Origin of the sequence: Pseudonocardia nantongensis (assembly GCF_046546495.1) — a bacterium.
Lineage (GTDB): Bacteria > Actinomycetota > Actinomycetes > Mycobacteriales > Pseudonocardiaceae > Pseudonocardia > Pseudonocardia nantongensis.
Window position 1 is genome coordinate 1 of sequence record NZ_JBKGXT010000022.1, and the last position, 20,400, is coordinate 20,400.

Below are 20,400 nucleotides of genomic sequence, written 5' to 3' on the forward strand. Positions count from 1 at the left end.
TAGTGTTGTCGGTGGTCATAGCGGTAGGGGAACGCCCGGTCCCATTCCGAACCCGGTAGCTAAGCCTTCCTGCGCCGATGGTACTGCACTCGTCAGGGTGTGGGAGAGTAGGTCGCCGCCGACATTCTTTTTGGGGAGACGCCCCTCGGATTCGTCCGGGGGGCGTTTTCGCATGTCCGGGTCCGTTGGTCGCACCGCGATCTGTCCGCGCCACGTAGCAGACGCCACGGACGACGGAGCGGTGTGGCCCGGCTCAGCGCGTGGTCCGTCCCCAGCCGGCCGAACGATCCACAGCCGGCAGGAACGGCGCGGCGCCGGCACCGGCAGGCGGGATGCTCGACGGGACAGCGAACCGGCTTCCCGAGGAGGACCCCGTGCCGAACAACCAGACCATCGTCGTCGGCAATCTGACCCGCGACCCGGATGTCCGGCTGCTACCGGACGGAACCACCCTGGCAGAGATCACCATCGCCGAGAACAAGCGGCGCCGGGACACCGGCACCGGAGAGTGGCGGGACGTCCGGACGACGTTCTGGACCGTGACCTGCTGGCGGCTGCTGGGAATCCACGTCGCCGCGAGCCTGCGCAAGGGCGATCGCGTGGTGGTCACCGGCGAGACCTTCCAGGACGACTGGGTCGGCTCGGACGGTCAGCCGCGACGCACGCTGAAGATCGACCCGGTCAGCGTGGCCGTCGACCTGGCCCGAGCGCCGGCGCGTGTCGTCCGGCAGGATGCGGTGCTGGGCCGGATGCAGGGCACCGCGGTCGCCGGGGACGGGGCGGGTTGGGCGCCGGGCGCGCCGGAGCCGGTCGTCGAGGAGCACCCGCCGTACGACCCGGACGAGACCCCGGATGAGACGCGGGTCCCGATGGCCACCGTACCGGCCTCCGAGGGCTGAGAGCGACGCAACTACCATTGGGTTCGTGGCGGACCTGATTTACACGATGCGGAACGTGCGCAAGGCGCATGGCGACAAGGTCATCCTGGAGAACGCGTCGATCAGCTTCCTGCCGGGGGCGAAGATCGGCGTCGTCGGCCCGAACGGTGCCGGGAAGTCGACCGTCCTCAAGATCATGGCCGGGCTGGAGAATGCGAACAACGGCGACGCGATGCTCAAGCCGGGTGCGAGCGTCGGCATTCTCCAGCAGGAGCCGCCCCTCAACGAGGAGAAGACCGTTCTCGGCAACGTCGAGGAGGGGCTGGGCGAGGTCAAGGTCAAGCTCGACCGGTACAACGCGATCGCCGAAGAGATGGCGACGAACTACACCGACGAGCTGATGGAGGAGATGGGCAAGCTCCAGGAGGAGCTCGACCACGCCGACGCCTGGGAGATCGACTCCCAGCTGGAGCAGGCGATGGACGCCCTGCGGTGCCCCCCGGGCGACGCGGAGGTCGGGCACCTCTCCGGTGGTGAGCGCCGCCGGGTCGCCCTGTGCAAGCTGCTCCTCTCGAGCCCGGACCTGCTGCTGCTCGACGAGCCCACGAACCACCTGGACGCGGAGAGCGTGCTGTGGCTCGAGCAGTTCCTCGCGAACTACCCCGGTGCGGTCCTGGCGGTCACGCACGACCGGTACTTCCTGGACAACGTCGCGGGCTGGATCCTCGAGCTCGACCGCGGCCGCACCTTCCCCTACGAGGGCAACTACTCCACCTACCTGGAGAAGAAGGCGGAGCGGCTCGCCGTCCAGGGCAAGAAGGACGCGAAGCTGCAGAAGCGCCTGAAGGAGGAGCTGGCCTGGGTCCGCTCCAACCCGAAGGCCCGCCAGGCCAAGAGCCGCTCCCGGCTGGACCGGTACGACGAGATGGCGGCCGAAGCCGACCGGCACCGCAAGCTGGACTTCGAGGAGATCCAGATCCCGCCGGGGCCGCGGCTGGGTAACAAGGTCGTCGAGGTCTCGAACCTGGACAAGGGGTTCGACGGCCGGCAGCTGATCAAGGACCTGTCCTTCACGCTGCCGCGGAACGGCATCGTCGGCGTGATCGGCCCGAACGGGGTCGGCAAGACCACCCTGTTCAAGACGATCGTCGGGCTGGAGGAACCGGACTCCGGCGAGGTCAAGGTCGGGGATACCGTCAAGCTGTCGTACGTCGACCAGAACCGGGGCGGGATCGACCCGAAGAAGACCGTCTTCGAGGTGGTCTCCGACGGGCTGGACTTCATCCAGGTCGGGAACGTCGAGATGCCGTCCCGTGCCTACGTCGCGGCGTTCGGTTTCAAGGGACCGGACCAGCAGAAGCCGGCCGGCGTCCTGTCCGGTGGCGAACGCAACCGGCTGAACCTGGCGCTGACGCTCAAGCAGGGTGGCAACCTGATCCTGCTCGACGAGCCGACGAACGACCTGGACGTCGAGACCCTCGGGTCGCTGGAGAACGCGCTCGAACAGTTCCCGGGCTGCGCCGTGGTCATCTCCCACGACCGGTGGTTCCTGGACCGGGTCTGCACACACATCCTCGCCTGGGAGGGCACCGACGCGAACCCGGCCGCGTGGTACTGGTTCGAGGGCAACTTCGAGGCGTACGAGAAGAACAAGGTGGAGCGGCTCGGGGCCGAGGCCGCGCGACCCCACCGGGTCACGCATCGTAAGCTCACCCGCGACTGATCACCACTCGTCCGGACCGCGCCGAACCGTGCGGTCCGGACACTACGGCGCGGCTGAGGCGAGTCCCGGCCGGTGGTGCCACGGGAGGCGATGTGACGTCCGACCTGGGTCATCGTGTCGGAGATGCGGCGACGGCCGAGCTGCGGACGGCGGCGGCCCTGCGCTGGCAGCAGCCGCTGCTGACCGCGGAGCTGGCCGGGCACGTCTGCAGCCGAGCTGTCGCAGACGGTGACGATCACCGCTGGCTGCAGGCCGCCGGGTGGCTGCTCGACGGCCACGCCGCGGGCGGTGACGCCCGTCCGGCCGCGACCGCCGTCCTCGAGGCGCTGACAGGCTCCGGGACGTCCGACGTGATCGCGGTCCCCGCCCGGTGCATGGGTGCGGACGCGCTCGATCGGCCGGAGGCGGCCCGGCTCCGGCTCGGGCTGGCGGTCGTGGCCCGGGCCGACGGGGAGCTCGCGGCTGCGCGGGCTCTCGCCGCCGGACTCCCGGACACCGGTCCCGGTGAGCACGACCGCTCCCTGCGGCTGGACCGCCTCGCCGTCGAGGTGCGCTGCGCGCTCGTCGAGTCACCGGGGACCCGGCTGGAAGAGCTGCGGACCGAGGTCGAACGGTGCGGCGACGAACTCGGCGGTGCGGCTGCCGCGTTCGCGGACCTGGTCTGCGGCTCGGTGCACCGGGCCGGCCGCGACCAGGACGCCGCCGTCGGCTGCGCCCTGCGCGGGTTGCAGCGGTTGGGGTGGACGCCGGACCGGCCTGACGACCGCCCGCTCTCGCCACACCTGGCGTCGGCACTGCTCAGCCAGTGGATCACGGCATTGCTCGACGCCGGGCCCGTCCCGGGCGAGGTTGTGCGTGCCGCGGCCGCCCACCGCGACGCCGCCGACACCGGACGGCAGGGAGTGCTGCTGCGGCTGGCTCTCGCCCGGGCCGGCGCCGGGCCCGTCGACCATGCGGCCCGTGCCCTGGAGGCCGCAGCGGCCGGGGCCGAGGAAGCCGGCGTCCCCGCATTGGTCGCCTCCTGCCGGATCGCCCGGTCCGAGCTGCACGAGAGTGCCGGGCAGTACCAGGAGGCGCTCGAGGCGATGCGTGCGTCGGTCGAGGCCGACCGGACGGACCGGGACCGCAGCGACCGGTTCCGTGCAGCGCTGACCGCACTCCCGCTCGGTATCGAGCGGGCGGACGCCGGCCGATCGCGGCAGGACGATGCTCGTACCGAGCTCGACCGGGGGCGCCGAGCCCGACCGACGGGTCGCACCGCCCCGGCGCTCGATGCCGACCTGGCGCGCGAGGCCGGTCCGGCGCGCGATGCCGTGGTGGATCCCGAAGGCGGAGGGGACGGCGCCGCGTTGCGCGGCCCGGCCGGGGCCCCGGCGGACACCGGCATCCCGGTGTACACGCTGCGGAAACCGGGTTCGTCGTCCGCCGGGCCGGTCCGCCGCAACGGGCACCGCGCCGACAGCTCCTGGTCCGCCGAAACGCCCGACGGCGACGGCCCGGAGCGGTCGGCGGGGGACGGCAACGGCCCCGAGATCCCCGGCGGAGGGGAACCGGAGGTGTCGAGCCCGGCAGGCCCGATGTCGATCGATCCGGCCGACCCGCTGGGGCTGGGGACGCTCGTCGATCCGGACGGCGAGTTCGCCGTGCGCCCCCGTGGATCCAGGTTGTTGCGTTCGGCATCCGGTGAGCCGGTCGGTGGTGCCGGTCAACATCTGCTGGAGTGGGCGGAACGGACCTGGTACGGGCCCGGCGCGCTGACCGGCGGCGACGTGCCGGACAGTGGCGCACCGCTGGGCGACGCGCTCGTCGCCGAGCTCCGTGGCGTCGAGCGCGGCACGCGCGTGCTGCTGCCGACGGTGCCGGGGCCCGCGCAGGCCTCCGGGACGGTTGCGCGTACGTCGGCGGTTCTGGACCGGCCGGACGATCAGCGGGACGGCACGCCTCCGGAGGAGCCGGTTCCGGCGCGGCCGGTCGCCGCAACACCGGACCGGACGATCCTGGTCGACCTCGTCGACACCGCGCAGCGGGTGAGCGGGCCGGCCACCGCCGCGGCGGTGCTGGACGAGCTCGCCGTCCGGGCGTGCCGGCTGGTGCCGCCGTCGGGGCACGCCGACGTCGTGGGCGACGGCGTCCGGATCGTGCTCCCCGACGCCGACCGGGTCACCGCCCTGCTCTGGGCCCGTTCGCTCGCGACGCACCTCTCCGGCCGGGTGCACCGCGGAGGGCTCCCGGACGACGCCGGGTTGCGATTGCGGGTAGCCGGTCCGGACGGGCCAGAAGGCGACGAGGTCGTCCGGCCGCTGACCGGGCCGACGGAGCCTGCTGCGCCCGTCGATCCCGCTGCGGCTGTCGACCCGGCTGCGGACGTGGGTGCCGCGGAGGCGACGGCCGCCGCGACCGGGTCGAACGGGCAGGCAGCGCCGGCTCCCGGGGCGGCAGCGGGCGGCGCGCGGTGGGACACGGCGTCCGAGACCCGGCCGGCGGGGCCGGCGATGGCCGGTGCGCTCGAGCTGGGCACGCCCGGCCCGGAGGCCCGGTCCGCGGACGCGCTCGAGCTGGGTACGCCGGACCCGGAGACCCGGCCCGGGGAACCGCCCTCCGCGGACGGGTCGTCCGGGGCCGGGTGGTCCGGAGACGTCGCGACCGTGGCCGGGTCGAGCATGCCGAACGGGGTCGCGCCGTCCGGGCGTCGTGCCGCTTCGGAGCGCGCCGGATCCTCCCTGGCCGCGTCCGGGGTGACGGTCCGGCCCGGTTCGGGCGGGCGGCGACGCGCGGATGGCGCGCGTTCGGCCCTCGAGGCCACCGGCGTCCACGGCGGCGACGAGCCGGCCGGTGCGACACCGGACAGGTGGGCCGCCGCCGGATCCGGTCCCGGACGGCGCGGAATGCCCGAGGGCGCGGTGCCCCTCGGTCCGGCCTCCCCGGCCGGCCGGCGCCGCTCGCGGCACGGCGCGGAGCGCGACGGTGGCATCGTGCGGAACGGTGCGGCCACCGACATTCCGTGGCTCGGCGCTCCGGCACCGGATCCGCTGTACGACCCGTTGCCGGACCGGCCCGGTGACGACCCGGCAGGCGACGTGCTCGGTGGACCGGCCGGGGCTCTGCCCGGTGATCCGGCCGCCGACGTGCTTGCCGGAGCGGCCGGGGTGCTGCCTGCTGATCCGACGGCCGACGTGCTCGCCGGACCGGCAGCGGAGCTGCCTGGTGACCCGGCAACGGGCTCGTACGGTGCGCGGGAAGTGGACCCGCTGGGCGAACCGGTCACCGGCGCGCCCGGTGGGTCGAGCGGAGACCTGCTCGATGGGTTGGGCGGAGACGTGCCCGGTGAGCCGTCGGTGGGCACGCCCGATGGGCCGGAGACGGAGCAGCACGGCGAACCGACGGCCGGCCGGCACGACGGCGTCCCGTCGTCGGATCCGCTCGGCACCTCCGCTCCTGGCCGCCACGCGACGCCCGCGTGGCCCGCGCGCGACGACGTCGTGCCCCGGAGACGTGGCCGGCAGGCCGCGCACGGGGCGACCGCTGTGGTGTCCGAGGACGAGCGCTCGGGGACGTCCCCGGCGGGCGTGGACACCGTCGGCCCGGAGGCGGGATCGGACACCGTCGGATCGGACACCGTCGGATCGGACGCCGTCGGATCGGACGCCGTCGGATCGGACGCCGTCGGATCGGACGCCGTCGGATCGGACGCCGTCGGAGCGAAGGTGCCAGGCTCGGGTGCGCCCGGACCGGCCGGGGCCCGGTCGGACCTGACGGGCCCGGGCGTCGCCTCGGAGGCGGGTGGGGCGCGCGAGCCGGCCCCGTCCGCCGCGCCGGCGCCCCCGTCCGACGACCCGGTGGAGATCCCCGAGAACATGGGGCTGGCCGACCTGCTCGCCGGGGCGATGGCGGCGTACCGGGAGATCTGACGCCCACCGTCGAGAACCGGCCTCCGGGCGCCGTGGCGGCCGCTCCGCCGGTCGCCCGGCGGGCCGGCGCCCGGGGCTAGGGTGGCGCCCGTCAGCCAATGTGGGTGGGCCGGAGTGGATTGTGAGCAGCCGGGTGCCAGGTACGACGGGCAACGAAACGGGCGTACGGGCGGGCGGCGGCGAGCCGCGCCCCGGTAGCGGAGCCGCGGCGGATCTGGTCCGCCGCTACACGCGACACACGGTGGAACCGGAGAGCGGGACCGGGGCGGAGCTCCCCGGCCCGGCGACGGTGGTCGACTCCCACTTGGCGCTGGCCGCCCACCGCGAACCCGGGCGTGCGGTGGTCGACGTCGTCGAGGGTCCGTCCGGCGCGACCGCCGTCGAGGTCGTCACCGACGACATGCCGTACCTGGTCGAGTCGGTACTCGCTGGGATCGGCCAGCTCGGCGGCATCGTCCGCCGGGTGATCCACCCGATCCTGGTCGTGCACCGCGACGGGGGCACGCTGGCCGGCGTCGACCACGACGCCGACCCGGCCGAGCCGGGTGAGGGGCGCGCCGAGTCCTGGATGCACCTGGACCTCGTCCCGAACGCCGACGTCGACCCGGCCGCGCTGCACGCCGAACTCGAGCGCACCCTGTCCGACGTCCGCCAGGTCGTCGACGACACCGCGGCGATGACGACGCGGGCCCGGGCACTCGCCGACGATCTCGCCGCCGCCCAGACCGGGCAGACCGCGGCGGCCACCAACGGTGCGCACCCGGGCGAGGTCGCCGACCTGCTGCGCTGGCTCGTCGACGACCACTTCACGTTCGTCGGCTACCGGCACTACTCCCGGCGCGAGGGCCGGTTGCGACCCGACACCGACACCGGGCTCGGCGTGCTGCGACCCGACGACGCCGGCGCGAACGTCTTCCTGCCCGAGTCCGCCGCGACCGGCGGCACCGCCGCCCCGACCGCCGCGGACCGGGACGACGAGAACACCCCGGACCCCGCGGCCGACACCGGGATCCTGCTGATCACCCGGGCCAGCGAGCCCACCCGGGTGCTGCGGGCGGTGCACCCCTACTACGTCGGCATCCGCACCCGCGACGCCGACGGCAGCGTCACCGGTGAGCACCGGTTCCTCGGCATGCTCACCGTCCCGGCCCGGCACGAGAGCGTGCTGGACATCCCGGTCGTCGCCCACCGGATCCGGAGCGCGATCCGCCGCGCCGGGTTCCCCGCCGACTCCTACTCGGGCCAGCAGATGCTCGAGGTGTTCTCGGTGCTGCCCCGCGGCGAGCTGTTCGCCTCCTCCACCCGGCGGCTGCACGACACCGGTGTCGGCGTGCTCGCGGCGAGCGAGCGCCGCGCGGTGCGGCTGTTCGTGCACCCCGACCCGTACCGCCGGTTCCTGTCCTGCCTGGTCTACCTGCCGCGCGACCGCTACACCACCGGCACCCGGCTGGCCGTCACCGACCTGCTGCGCGAGCGGCTCGGTGGCACCGAGGTCAGCTACACCGCGCAGGTCGGCGACGCGCCGCTGGCGATGCTGCACCTGCTCGTCACCATCGACCCTGCCGGTGGCACCGCCGACTACGACGTCGCCGCCCTGCAGGACGAGGTCACCGAGACCACCCGCAGCTGGGACGACCGCCTGATCGCCGCCCTGGGCGACGCCGGGCCCACCGCCCGGCCGATGCTCGCCGGCGTCCCCGAGTCCTACAAGGCCGGCGTCGAACCGGCCCGCGCCGTGGAGGATCTCCGCCGCCTGATGGCGCTGGAGCCGGACGGCCGGGACGCGTTCGACCTGCGGCTCTACAAGAGTGTCGACGACGAGGTCCGGTTCGCGCTCTACGTCGGCGACGCCCCCGTCACGCTGACCGACGTGCTACCGCTGCTGCAGCAGCTCGACGTGGAGGTCGTCGACGAGCGGCCCTTCGAGTTCGTCCGCCCGGACGGCCGGCGCTGCTGGCTCTACGACTTCGGGCTGCGTCCCCCGCAGCCGGCCGGTGCCCCCGCCGTCCCGACCGTCACCGTGTCCGATGCGGGCACCAGGTTCGAGGAGGCGTTCGCCGCGGCCTGGCGGGGCGACGCCGAGTCCGACCGGTTCTCGGCGCTGGTGCTGCGCGCCGGGCTGCACTGGCGCGAGGCCGCGGTGCTGCGGGCCTACAGCCGCTACGCCCGCCAGCTCGGCGGGCTGTTCACGCTGCAGTACACGGCGAACGTGCTGGTCGCCCACCCTCAGGTCGCGCAGGCGCTGGTGACGCTCTTCCGGGCCCGCTTCGACCCGGACCTGCCCGACCGCGAGGCGGCCCACGAGCGCGCGCTCGACGCCGTCACCACGCTGATCGACGAGGTCAGCGGCCTGGACGCGGACCGGATCCTGCGCGGGCTGCTCGCCGCGACCGAGGCGACGCTGCGCACCAACTGGTTCCGGGGACGGGCGTTCTTCTCGTTCAAGCTGGATCCGGCCGCGGTGCCCGACATGCCGCTGCCCCGGCCCCGGTTCGAGATCTTCGTGTACGCGCCGCAGATCGAGGGCGTGCACCTGCGGTTCGGCCCGGTCGCCCGGGGTGGGCTGCGCTTCTCCGACCGCCAGCAGGACTACCGCACCGAGGTCCTCGGCCTGGTCAAGGCGCAGGCGGTGAAGAACGCGGTGATCGTGCCGGTCGGGGCGAAGGGCGGGTTCGTCGTGCGCCGGCCCGCCCCTGGGCCCGAGCACGTGCGTGACTGCTACCGCACCTTCATCTCCGGGCTGCTCGACGTCACCGACAACCTGCTCACCCGGCCCGACGGCGGCACCGAGACGATCCCACCACCGGGCGTCGTCCGGCACGACGGCGACGACTCCTACCTGGTGGTGGCCGCGGACAAGGGCACCGCGACGTTCTCCGACCTGGCCAACTCGGTCTCCGCCGAGTACGGCTTCTGGCTCGGCGACGCGTTCGCCTCCGGCGGCTCGGTCGGCTACGACCACAAGGCGATGGGCATCACCGCCCGCGGCGCCTGGGAGTCGGTGAAGCGCCACTTCCGCGAGCGCGACCTGGACACCCAGGCCGACGAGTTCACCGTCGTCGGCGTCGGGGACATGTCCGGGGACGTGTTCGGCAACGGGATGCTGCTCTCGGAGCACATCCGGCTGGTCGCCGCGTTCGACCACCGGCACGTGTTCGTCGACCCCACCCCGGATGCCGCCGTCTCCTACGCCGAGCGGCGCCGGCTGTTCGAGCTGCCCCGCTCGACCTGGGAGGACTACGACACCTCGCTGATCAGCGCGGGTGGCGGGGTGTGGGCGCGGACCGCGAAGTCGGTACCGGTCGGGCCGGAGATGCGGACCGCGCTCGGGCTGGGCGACGAGGTGACCCGGATGTCGCCCCCGGAGCTGATCCACGCGATCCTGCTCGCCCCGACCGACCTGCTGTGGAACGGCGGGATCGGCACCTACGTCAAGGCCTCCGACGAGACGCACCCCGAGGTCGGCGACAAGGCCAACGACAACATCCGGGTGGATGGCCGCGACCTGCGGGTGCGCGTCGTCGGGGAGGGCGGCAACCTCGGCCTCACCCAGCGCGGCCGGATCGAGTTCGCCCAGCGCGGCGGCCGGATCAACACCGACGCGATCGACAACTCGGCCGGTGTGGACTGTTCCGACCACGAGGTCAACATCAAGATCCTGCTGGACCGCCTGGTGGCGGACGGCACTCTCGACACGCCGGGCCGCAACGAGCTGCTGGCCTCGATGACCGACGAGGTCGGCGAGCTGGTGCTCGCCGACAACGTCGCGCAGAACGCCGTGCTCGGTGTCGCCCGCGCGCACGCCCCGGCCATGGTCGGGGTGCACGGCCGGATGGTCGCCGACCTGGTCGAGCGCACCGGGCTGGACCGGGAGCTGGAGGTGCTCCCGGACGCGGCCGGGTTCGACGCGCTGGCCGCCGCCGGGCAGGGCCTGAGCAGCCCGGAGCTGGCGACGCTGCTCGCGCACACCAAGCTCGACCTCACCGACCGGCTGCTGGCCTCCGACCTGCCGGACCGGCCGGCGTTCGGCGGGCGGCTGCCGGAGTACTTCCCGCAGCCGCTGCAGGAGCGGTTCGACCACGCCGTCCGGAACCACCCGCTGCGCCGGGAGATCACCGGCACCCTGCTGGTCAACGAGATGGTCGACGGCGCAGGGCTCAGCTACACGTTCCGGTTGGGCGAGGAGCTCGCCGCCGGGCCGGACGAGATCGCCCGCGCCTACGCCGTCACCACCCGGGTGTTCGAGCTCCCCCGGCTGTGGGCCGCGGTGCGCACCGCGCAGGTGCCGGTCGCGGTCGCTGACGCGACGGTGCTGGAGTCGCGCCGGCTGCTGGACCGGGTGTCGCGCTGGTTCCTCACCAACCGGCCGCAACCGCTCGCCGTCGGCGCCGAGATCAGCCGGTTCGCCGGCCCGATCGCCGAGCTGCGGGCCGAGCTGCCGGAGCTGCTGCAGGGCCGTGAGCGGGCCGCGGTACGGGCCCGGGCGGCCGAGCTACGCGACTCCGGGGTGCCGGAGGAGATGGTGGAGCCTGCGGCGCTGTCGCTCTACGCCTACGGCCTGCTCGACGTCGTCGAGCTCGTCGAGCTGTCCGACCGGGAGAAGGAGCCGCGCCCGGCCGCGGAGGTGGCCCGGCTGTACTACGCGCTGTCCGAGCATCTCGGCGTCGACCAGGCGCTGACCGCCGTGAGTCGCCTGGACCGCGGTGACCGCTGGCACGCGCTGGCCCGACTCGCCCTGCGCGACGACCTGTACGGCTCGCTGCGCTCGATCACCCTGGACGCGCTGCGCGAGACCCCGCCCGGCACCGGGTTCAGCGAGGCGATCGCGGCCTGGGAGCAGGCGAACGCCTCGAAGCTGTCCCGGGCGCGCACCGCGCTGGAGGAGATCGGGGCCTCGGCCTCGCTGGATCTCGCCACGCTGTCGGTGATCTCTCGCCAGCTGCGTGGCCTGGCCCGGTAGCCGTCCGGGACACTCTGTGCCATGTCCACCTCCGTCGCTGCGCCGTTCGTGGTCGCGGTCCCGCTCCGCTGGACCGACCAGGACGCCTACCGGCACGTCAACCACGCCCGGGTCGTCACGCTGATCGAGGAGGCCCGCGTCGCGATGGCCTTCACCGCGGCCGGCGAGGAGGGGCTGACCGGGTTCGCGTCCGGGCTGCTGGTCGCGGGGCTGAACGTGGACTACCGGAGGCAGCTGCCGTGGCGGGCCGAGCCGCTGCGGGTGGAGATCACCGTGCGGGAGCTGCGGGCGGCGGCGTTCACGCTGGACTACGTGCTGCGGGACGGGTCCGGTGCGGGCAGCCCGGTCGCGGTGACCGCCTCCACCCGGATGGCGCTCTACGACCTGCAGGCGCAGCGGCCGCGGCGCCTCACCGACCCCGAGCGTGACTTCCTGGGGCGACACCGGGAGGACGTCTCGTGACCGCGCGGACGGAGGACGCCTGATGACACTGCGGACGGAGTACGCCCGATGACACTGCGGCTGGCCGACCCGACCGACCGCGACGACCTGGGCGCCTTCACCGCCCGCGTCGTGCGGCTCGACCAGGCGGCCGCGATCCGACTCACCGCGGACGGCGGCCGGGTCACCGCGTGGGCGAGCACCCCCTTCGAGGTGCTGGTGACCCGTTCGGTCGCCGGCGAGCTGGACCCGCCCGAACCGGTCACCGCGCACGCGTCGTCGTTGCTGACGGCGCTGGCGGTGGAGCGGGCCGAGGCGATCGACCCGGGCCCGCCCGCGGCGTGGGTCGAGGAGCTGCCGCCGGAGGGTGGCTGGGAACGCGTCGACGAGGTGCCCGCGGCCGAGCTGGACGGCCTCGCCGACCGCGGGCTGGCGCTGGCCCGCGAGCACGCGGGGCCGATGGGCCCGCCGGCGTCGCTGCTGGACCAGACGGTGCTGACGGTGAGCCCGCCCGGCGCGGGGCGGCCGGTGACGGTGCCGATGCGGGTTCTGTTCGCGATGTCCGGGATGGGCTTCCTCGGCGCCGGCCCGGGTGGTACCGAGGAGGCCGAGCAGGGGCCGCGGGTGCGGGTGTCCGCGTCCGGTTCGTGGACCCGGATCGACGCGCGCTACGGCGCGGTGGTTCGGCACCGGGTGGTCTCGCTGCCGCTGCTGGTCACCGGGTAGTGGTGCGGGCGCGGCGGTGGTTCAGCCGCGAGTTCAGGCGAGGTTGAGGACGCTGACCTCACCGTCGCCGGTGACCCAGCCGGTGCGCCCGTCCGGGGAGACGGCGATTCCGGTCGGCTCGGGGACGACGTCGGTGCTGCCCACGACCTGCCAGTCCCGGGTGTCGACGACCTGCAGTCCCTGCCCGGTCGTGACGTACAGGTGCCGGCCGTCCGGCGCGAAGGCCAGCCCGGTCGGACCGCCCGGGGTCTCGACGGTGGCGATCTGGCGGCCGTCGTCGGGGTTCAGCACGGTAACGGTGTCCGACGGGGCCCCGGCGACCGCGACCATCGGTTCGGGGACCGGCGCCGGCGCCGCCGCGACGGCGTCGGCGGCGCCCTCGACCGGATGGGCGCCGAGCACGGTGAGGCTGTTCGGGTCGATCACGGTGAGCCGGTCCGCGCCGCTGCTGGTCAGGTAGACGCGGTCACCCGGCTCGTTCGTGGTGGCCGCGGACGGGTCGCCGGACACCTCCACCTCGCGGGTGGCGACGCCGGCGTTCGGGTCGATCTCGACGACCGTGCCGTCGGCGCGGGAGGGCACGTAGAGGAACCGACCGTCCGACGAGGTGACCGGGGTGCCCGGGTCGGCGGGGACCGGCAGGGTCGACACGAGCCGCCCGGCGGGCACGTCGACGATGCCGACCTGCCCGGCGTCGCCGTCCGACAGGCTGACGTAGGCACGGGTGCCGTCCGGCGAGGTGGTGACGGCCTGCGGCGCCGCCGGCAGCGGCACCTCCGCGGTGACCGCGTCACCGGCCGCGTCCAGGACGAGCAGCCGGGGCGCGTCCTGCACGGCGACGACGGCGGCCTGCCCGCCCGGCCCGGCCGCCACCCCCACCGGGGCCGCACCGGCCGGGACGGTGGCGCGCACCGCCGGGGTCGGGAGGCTGGCCGATGCGGGGCCGGCCAGGGGCCGGGGGCCGGTGCCCGCCGGAGCGTCGACGGCGCTCGCGGGCCGGGGCTCATCGGCGTTCTGCGGGGTCGGCGACAGCATCGCCCACAGCGTCAGCCCGCTGAGCAGCGCGATCGCCAGCGCGATCGCGAGCCCGGCCGGGGAGACACCGGCACGGCCGTTGCGCGGCTCGGCCGACATGATGGCCGGCCGGCGGGTGGCGATCGGCTTGGCCGGGGCCGCGGGCGCTCCGTCGGCGTCCACCGCCTGCGGGCCGGTGGAGGACGCCGCCCCGGACGGGCCGCCCGGCTCGGCGCGGGCGGCCGCGACGGAGACGGCCCCCAGCGCGGCCGCGGTGGTGGCGGTGCGGGCCGTCGGGTCCGCGCCGGGTCCGTCGTCGGCCTGCGGGCTGCGGGCCGGGCCGGTCGCGGCGGCCGGGCCGTCGCCGGCGACTCGCGGCGCCGGGCGTCCGTCGTGGCCGAGCGCCGGGATGTTCTGCGTCGTCGCGGTGCCGGACGCGTCGGAACCGGCATCCTGCGGGTTGCGCCGGACCGGCGGGCCGCCCCGGCGACCCGGTGCCGGTTCCGGGGGACGGGCGCCGGGATGTGCCGGGCCCGGCGGTGCCCACGGCGACGGGCCGGGCGCCGGGTGGGCGCCCGTCGCCTGGCCGTGACCGCCTCCCGGACGGGGTCCGTCGTCGCGGCTGGGGTCGGGGGCCGGCCGGGTGTCGCCGTGGACCGGACGGAGCGCGCGGGTGTCCTGGTCGGCGGCACCGCCGTCCGGGTCGGGGTGCGGCGTGGCAGCACCGTCCCGGGTGGCACCGTCCTGGGTGGCACCGTCCCGGCCAGCATCGTCCGGGCCGGCGTGGCCGCGCGCCGCGGCCGGGAACGCGCGGGTGCCCGGTCCGGTACGGAACGCCCCGGTCGCGGGACCGGCCGGGTACGACCCGGTCCGGCCGCCCTCCCGGGGTGGTGGCTCGGGCCGGAACGCGCCGGTGGGGCCGGGCGCGTCGTTCCGGCGGTCGTCCGGGTCCGGCGCGGCGGGCGCGCCGACGATGCCGGTGGCCGCGTCGTCGGGTCCGGCGGGGGCCTCGTGTGCGGTCGCCTCGCCGGCGGTGGCCGCGCCGTCGGGATCCGGCCGGCGCCGGCCCGGCGGGTCGCCGAACCCGCGACGTTCACCGGCGACCGGCGACGAGAACAGGTCGTCGCCGGAGAGACCGGCCATCGCCGGCCCGGACGAGGCACCGCCCATCGCCGGACGCGGTGTGGACGGGCGCGGCTCCTCCGGGCCGGGGCGGGCCGGCCGGGAGCGCGCCGGCATCGTCGGGCGGGCCGGGGTCTCGGACCGGGTGTCCTGGTCCGTGGGGGCCGGCTCGGACGCCCTCGGGTAGTGCCCGATCAGTGCGTTCGGCGGCAGGATGTCGGTCTCGGGTCCGTCCGGGACGGGCCGGGACGGACGCGGTGGCCACCGCTTCGACGCCGATGATCCGGTCCCGGACACCGGTGCCTCCGGCTCGGCCGGGGGGCCCACGTCGGCCACGTCGGCCACATCGGCCGGCTCGTCCGTCTCGTCCAGCGGCGGCGGGGGTGGCGCGATCGGCGGCACGACGGTCGGGGCCGGTTCGGTGACCGGGACGCCGTCCGGGCCGGAGGTGCGCGGCCGTCCGGCCGCCGGGGTGACCTCGGCGTCCGGGCTGGACCGCGCGTCGTCGGGCGCGAAGCTCGGTGCGGGCGCGAACCGGTCGTCGGGGGTGTGCAGCGGATCCCGGGCCTCCACGGCCTCGGGGCCGTCGTCGGGTTCTTCGGGGATGGGGCCGACGCCCAGCGGGTCGTCGCCCAGGTCGCCGAGGTCGGCGTAGAAGTCCTCGCCGGGACCGAAGCCGGCGGTGGCGGGCTCTCCGGTGGTGTCGGCGGCGGTGGTGGTGCCCGCTGCGTGAGGGGAGGGACGCGGGGTCCCGGACGTCCGCGCGACGCCGTTGGACGCCGGTGCGCCGGTGCTCGCGCTGCCGGTGTCTGCGCTGACGGTGTTCGGAGTGCCGGTGTCCGGGGTGGTCGCCGATCCGGCGCGGAGGGCAGCGGAGCGACCGGTGGTGTCGCTACCGCCGGTCGCGGTGACCGGGGGCGCCGCGCCGGTGGTGGCCTCCGCGGAGCTCGAGCCGACAGCCCGGTCCGCTTCGGCGTCGCCATCGGTATCGGCCTCGGCGCCGGGTGCGGTCGAGCCGGACGTGCCCGAGCCGGGCGTGGCTGAAGCGGGCGTGGGTGCCGCGGACGTGGGCGGACCCGACGTGGGCACCCCCGGAGTGACCGAACCGGACGTGTACGACGTGGACGTGGGCTCGCCCGGGGTGAGGGCACCAGGCGCACCGGGCGGCGTCCCGACGCCGCCGGTAGCGGCCGGCGTGTCGGAGCCCGGGGTCGGCAGCCGGCTCCCGTCCGCGAATCCGGGGGTGCGGCGGGCCGCGGGCGGGTCGGCGGCGGAGCCGGTGACCGGGCCGGGGGACGGACGCCGGGTCACCAGGTCGGTGAACCCGGGCCCGGGCGCCGGGAGCGCACCCGTCCCGGTGTCGTGACCGGTGGCCGCGCCCGGGGTGTCGGGAGCGCTGTCCGTCGGGCCCGGCGGGGAGCCGGACGGGACGTCCGCGCCCTCGACCGATCGGCCGTCCGCGTCGGCGGCAGTGGGGTCGACAGCGCTGGGGTCGACAGCGCTGGGATCGAGGGCTCCGGGTTCGGCGGCACCGGGTTCGGCGGCGGTGGGCTCGGGGGAACCTGGGGAACCCGACCGCATCACCAGGTCGACCAGCGAGCCGGGGACCACGGGAACGCGGCCGGTCCGGATCGCCTCGCCGAGCCCGTCCGGGTCCGGTTCCGGCGCGTCGTCACGGCCCGGATGACCGGGCGCCGACGTCATGCCTGCTGTGACGGTCGGGTGCACATAACGATCCGATTATCGCGAGCGGCGCCCCGGGCTCGGACCCCGGGTCGGCCCCCGGTGCCCGCGGGGCGACCCGTTGGTCTCATCCGTCCTGGTCCGGGCGTTGTCACCGCCCGCTGCGAGATCACCGAACGGGAGGACCCCGATCGATGCGAGCGAGATCGGCGGGATCTGCCCGATCGTGGTCTCCTCCTCGGCGGTCGGGCGCGGGGAGGCACCGGCTCCGGTGCGGCGCTCCGGCAGCCGTCCGGGGCCCAGCAGGAGGGTGCCGGTCGCGCCCTCCTGGTCGTCGTTCCCGTCGGTGCCGGGAGCGGGGTCACCGTCCCCGGCAGCACCGTCCCCGGCAGCACCCCCGGCGCGGGTAGCGCGGTGCGTACCGGCGGCGGCGTTGTCGGAACCTGCGGCGTTGTCGGAACCTGCGGCGTTGTCGGGACCGTCGGCGTTGTCGGAACCTGCGGCGTTGTCGGGACCGTCGGCGTTGTCGGAACCTGTGGCGTCGTCGGGACCGGCCCCGTGGCGGGACCCGGATCCGAGCGGGCCGGACGGAGCGTGGTCGGACCCGGCCTGCGTGGTCTCCGGCAGTGCGGTCTCGGGCAGCGCGGAGGGGCCGAACAGGGCGTCGTCCAGGGCGGCGGCGACCGGCTCGCGGTCCAGCTCGGCCGACAGCGACTCCCGCACCCGGCCCAGCTCCGCGCGGACCTCGTCACGCAGCACGGACAGCCGGTCGACGTCCCGGGCGATCCCGCTGCGCCGCTCGTCCGCTTCCTGCCCGGCCTCGCGGCGCAGCTCGGCGGCCTCCTCGCGGGCCCGGTCGAGCTCCGCACTGGCTTCCGTGCGCAGCTCCGCGGCCTCGTCGCGGGCCGACGCCAGCCGCTCGTCGGCCTCGCGCTCGCGCTCGTCGAGGGCGGTGCTGCGGGCGGTGAACTCCCGGTCCAGGGTGGCCGCCCGGCTCAGCAGCGCCTCCTCGGTCCGGTTCCGGTGCGTCTCGGCCTCGGCACGGGCCCGCTCACGGAGCTCCTCGGCGTCCGCGGCGGCCCGGTCCCGCAGCTCGGCGGCCTCCTGCTCGGCGGCCTGCAGTACCCGTTCGACCCGGCGGCCGAAGCCGGCGTCCCCGGCTCCGGCGGTCACAGTGGACAGCGTCGACGTCTCGGGCGTGCCGGACTCCAGCTGCTCCTGCAACCGCCGCACGTGCGCCCGGGACGCCGACAGCGCCGACTCGGCCGAGTCGGCACGCCGGAGTTCCTCGTGGATCCGGCGGTCCAGCTCCGCCAGCCGGGTGTCGACCTGGCTGCGGTCGTAACCACGCAGCACGACGGCGAACCAGGCGCCGTCGTGCTGATCGTCGCCGGCCTCGGGCGCGGGGTCCCGCTCGAGACGGTGCGACGAGTGCCGGGACTGCTCGGGGTCGGGGCGCGCGGAACCGGACGACAACGACTGCACTCTTCGAACCCCCAGACGGGTGACGCCTCGCCGTCCCGGTGGCCGGGCACGGCGTCCCGTTCAACGATCACAACCGCGTTGGGTCACGATCTCCGGGAACGATCCGCGGCGTGACGCGCAATGCCACCCGATCGGACGCACGACCAGGCCAAATCGCCCACTCAGGGTGACCGTGCGACCGCATCGTGGGGTCGGTTCAGAACTCGGAGTTCTGCATGCTGACCGCGGCGTACTGCAGGTAGTTCCACAGCTGCTCGCGGTGCTCCGGCGCGAGGTTCTCCTCGTCGACCGCGACCTGCATGCAGCGCAGCCAGGCGTCCCGCTCGATCGGGCCGATCTTGAACGGGAAGTGCCGCATCCGCAGCCGCGGGTGACCGCGCTGCTCGGAGTAGGTCCGCGGCCCGCCCCAGTACTGCTCCAGGAACATCCGCAGCCGGTCCTCGGCCGGGCCGAGGTCCTCCTCGGGGTAGAGCGGACGCAGCACCTCGTCCTCGGCGACCTGCTCGTAGAAGCGGCGGACGATCCGGTGGAAGACCGGAGCGCCGCCCACCTCGGCGTAGAAGTTCTGCGGTGCACTCACGGCGCCATCGTCTCCCATGTCCGCTACTTCTGCGCCTGCGCCTGGCCGTTCATGGCGGTACCGGGGAACAGCAGCGGGCGCGGGATGCCGTGGTCGTCGAACGCGTCGGTGATCGCACCGTTGAGCGCGCGCTGCACCGCCCACTGCCGGCCGGGGCTGACCCGGGCGGTCAGCCGCAGCGTCATGCCCTCCGGCCGGATCTTGTCGACGCCGAGCACCTCGGGTGGATCCAGGACGTCGGCGGCGATGTCGTCCTGGCCGGAGCGTTCCAGGGCGGTGCGCCCGGCCAGCCGGGTGGCATCCTCGACGTCCGCGTTGTGCGCGATCGGCAGGTCGACCACGGCGACCGCGTGCCCCTGGCTCATGTTGCCCACCCGCAGGATCTCGCCGTTGCGGACATACCAGACGGTGCCCTGCAGGTCGCGGATCGTGGTGATCCGCAGACCGACCGTCTCGACCTCACCGATGGCCTCGCCGAGATCGACGATGTCACCGACGCCGTACTGGTCCTCCAGCAGCATGAACATCCCGGACAGGAAGTCGCGGACCAGGTTCTGCGCACCGAAGCCGATCGCCAGGCCGAGCACTCCGGCGCCGGCCAGCAGCGGGCCGAGCGGGTAGCCCAGCTCGCTCATCACCATCATCACCGCGACCAGCAGCACCACCGCGGAGACGACCGAGCGCAGCACCGAGCCGATCGTGCGGGCGCGCTGCATCCGGCGCTGGGCGCCCGGCGGGGAACCCGTACCGGCGCCGACGCCGTCGGGCCGGCGCAGCCGTCGGGCCCGGCCGACCAGTGCGGAGAACCGGCCGTTCGTCGCGCCGTCGACCATCCGCGCGATCGCCCGGTGCGCCAGCCACCGGAACAGCACCGCGACGACGACGATCATGGTGATCGAGACCGTCTTGTCCACGATGGTGTCCGCGGACCGGGCGAGGAAGTCGCTCTGGGTCTGGGAGTAGAAGGTGGCGCACCACGACCCGGCGTCCTGGACGCATTCGGGGGTGAGGGCGGGGGAGCCGGGCGGGGTGATCGCGGTGATCACGCGTCCTCCTCGGGGGCGGGGAGAGGGCGGATGCTCGCCCCGGACGCCGTCACCACAGAGCGCCCGCGCAGGGATGCGTCCCGGCGCGCGGCGCCGGCGGGTGGTCCGAGGTCACGTGTCCCGAGGCTACGTCACCCGTTCCGGTGGCCCGGTCCCCCCAGGTGGCCCGGCAGCAGGTGGTGCTCCGGCAGGTCGGGGGCGGGTTCCGGGTCGCCGAGAACGGTCCGGACGGGCACCACGCCGGCCCAGGCGCGGTCCGCGGCGACGTCGGCGTCGTCGTCGGAGGGCGGGCCGGTGCGGACCTTCACGCTGGCCTCGCCGAGGTCCAGCGCGAACACCGCGGTCGCGGCCAGTTCCCGGCGGTCCGGCCGGCGGGCGTGGTCCCAGGCGCCGGGCGCGAGGTGCTCGACGATCGAGCGCAGCGCGTGCCACCGCTCGTGCGGGTCGGTGACCCGGCGCGCGACCCCGTGCACCACGGCGCTGCGGTAGTTCATCGAGAAGTGCATCGTCGCGCGGGCGTGCACGATCCCGTCCAGGTGGGTCACGGTCACGCAGCACGGCAGGTCGTCGGCCCTCAGGTACCGGGCCCCGGACGATCCGTGCAGGTAGAGCGTCTCCCCGTCGCGAGCGTAGCTGGTGGGCAGCACGACCGGGGCCCCGTCCCGGACCAGGCCGAGGTGGCACACCCGTCCCTCGTCGAGCACCGCGTGCAGGTCGGCCCGGTCGGCGCCCGCGCGGGTCGCGTTGCGGCCGAGCGTGCTGCGCGAGGTCGGGGAGAGCGGGGTGGAGGGCGTGGTGGTCTCGGCGGTCACGGGACCAGCCTCACCCCCCGAA

General features: G+C 75.2%; 11 protein-coding genes and 1 rRNA gene. 7 read left to right on the forward strand and 5 right to left on the reverse strand.

What is annotated here, in order from left to right; all coding sequences use genetic code 11:
• The first annotated feature begins 7 nt into the window (after positions 1 to 7).
• From rrf to ACLFMI_RS21505, 7 genes are all read left to right on the forward strand, one after another.
• A 5S ribosomal RNA gene (gene rrf, locus ACLFMI_RS21475) occupies positions 8 to 124 on the forward strand.
• Between the two features lie 250 nt (positions 125 to 374).
• Positions 375 to 899, forward strand: a complete 525-nt coding sequence (locus ACLFMI_RS21480; protein ID WP_410949722.1) for a single-stranded DNA-binding protein — start codon at positions 375 to 377, stop codon at positions 897 to 899.
• A 25-nt stretch (positions 900 to 924) separates the two neighbouring features.
• Entirely contained in the window at positions 925 to 2,601 is a 1,677-nt protein-coding gene (ettA, locus tag ACLFMI_RS21485; RefSeq protein ID WP_410949723.1) for an energy-dependent translational throttle protein EttA, read from the forward strand.
• 92 nt (positions 2,602 to 2,693) lie between these two features.
• Positions 2,694 to 6,509, forward strand: a complete 3,816-nt coding sequence (locus ACLFMI_RS21490; protein ID WP_410949724.1) for a hypothetical protein — start codon at positions 2,694 to 2,696, stop codon at positions 6,507 to 6,509.
• 121 nt (positions 6,510 to 6,630) lie between these two features.
• Positions 6,631 to 11,469: an NAD-glutamate dehydrogenase gene (locus ACLFMI_RS21495; RefSeq protein WP_410949725.1), complete on the forward strand. Its 4,839-nt coding sequence runs from the start codon at positions 6,631 to 6,633 to the stop codon at positions 11,467 to 11,469.
• 21 nt (positions 11,470 to 11,490) lie between these two features.
• The gene (locus tag ACLFMI_RS21500) at positions 11,491 to 11,931 is read left to right on the forward strand and encodes an acyl-CoA thioesterase (protein WP_410949726.1); all 441 of its coding nucleotides are present in this window, start codon (positions 11,491 to 11,493) and stop codon (positions 11,929 to 11,931) included.
• Positions 11,932 to 11,979: 48 nt separating this feature from the next.
• Positions 11,980 to 12,636 carry a hypothetical protein gene (locus ACLFMI_RS21505; RefSeq protein WP_410949727.1) on the forward strand — a complete coding sequence of 219 codons (657 nt, stop codon included), beginning with the start codon at positions 11,980 to 11,982 and terminating at the stop codon, positions 12,634 to 12,636.
• A 33-nt stretch (positions 12,637 to 12,669) separates the two neighbouring features.
• Here the strand turns inward: ACLFMI_RS21505 and ACLFMI_RS21510 are convergent, their stop codons facing one another.
• From ACLFMI_RS21510 to ACLFMI_RS21530, 5 genes are all read right to left on the reverse strand, one after another.
• Entirely contained in the window at positions 12,670 to 16,476 is a 3,807-nt protein-coding gene (locus ACLFMI_RS21510; RefSeq protein WP_410949728.1) for a hypothetical protein, read from the reverse strand.
• Between the two features lie 36 nt (positions 16,477 to 16,512).
• Positions 16,513 to 17,940 (reverse strand): coiled-coil domain-containing protein, encoded by a 1,428-nt coding sequence (locus tag ACLFMI_RS21515; RefSeq protein ID WP_410949729.1) that lies wholly within the window; start codon positions 17,938 to 17,940, stop codon positions 16,513 to 16,515.
• 196 nt (positions 17,941 to 18,136) lie between these two features.
• Positions 18,137 to 18,520 carry a globin gene (locus ACLFMI_RS21520; protein ID WP_410949730.1) on the reverse strand — a complete coding sequence of 128 codons (384 nt, stop codon included), beginning with the start codon at positions 18,518 to 18,520 and terminating at the stop codon, positions 18,137 to 18,139.
• Positions 18,521 to 18,543: 23 nt separating this feature from the next.
• The gene (locus ACLFMI_RS21525; protein WP_410949731.1) at positions 18,544 to 19,566 is read right to left on the reverse strand and encodes a mechanosensitive ion channel family protein; all 1,023 of its coding nucleotides are present in this window, start codon (positions 19,564 to 19,566) and stop codon (positions 18,544 to 18,546) included.
• Positions 19,567 to 19,697: 131 nt separating this feature from the next.
• The gene (locus ACLFMI_RS21530) at positions 19,698 to 20,378 is read right to left on the reverse strand and encodes a pyridoxamine 5'-phosphate oxidase family protein (protein ID WP_410949732.1); all 681 of its coding nucleotides are present in this window, start codon (positions 20,376 to 20,378) and stop codon (positions 19,698 to 19,700) included.
• Positions 20,379 to 20,400 lie beyond the last annotated feature (22 nt).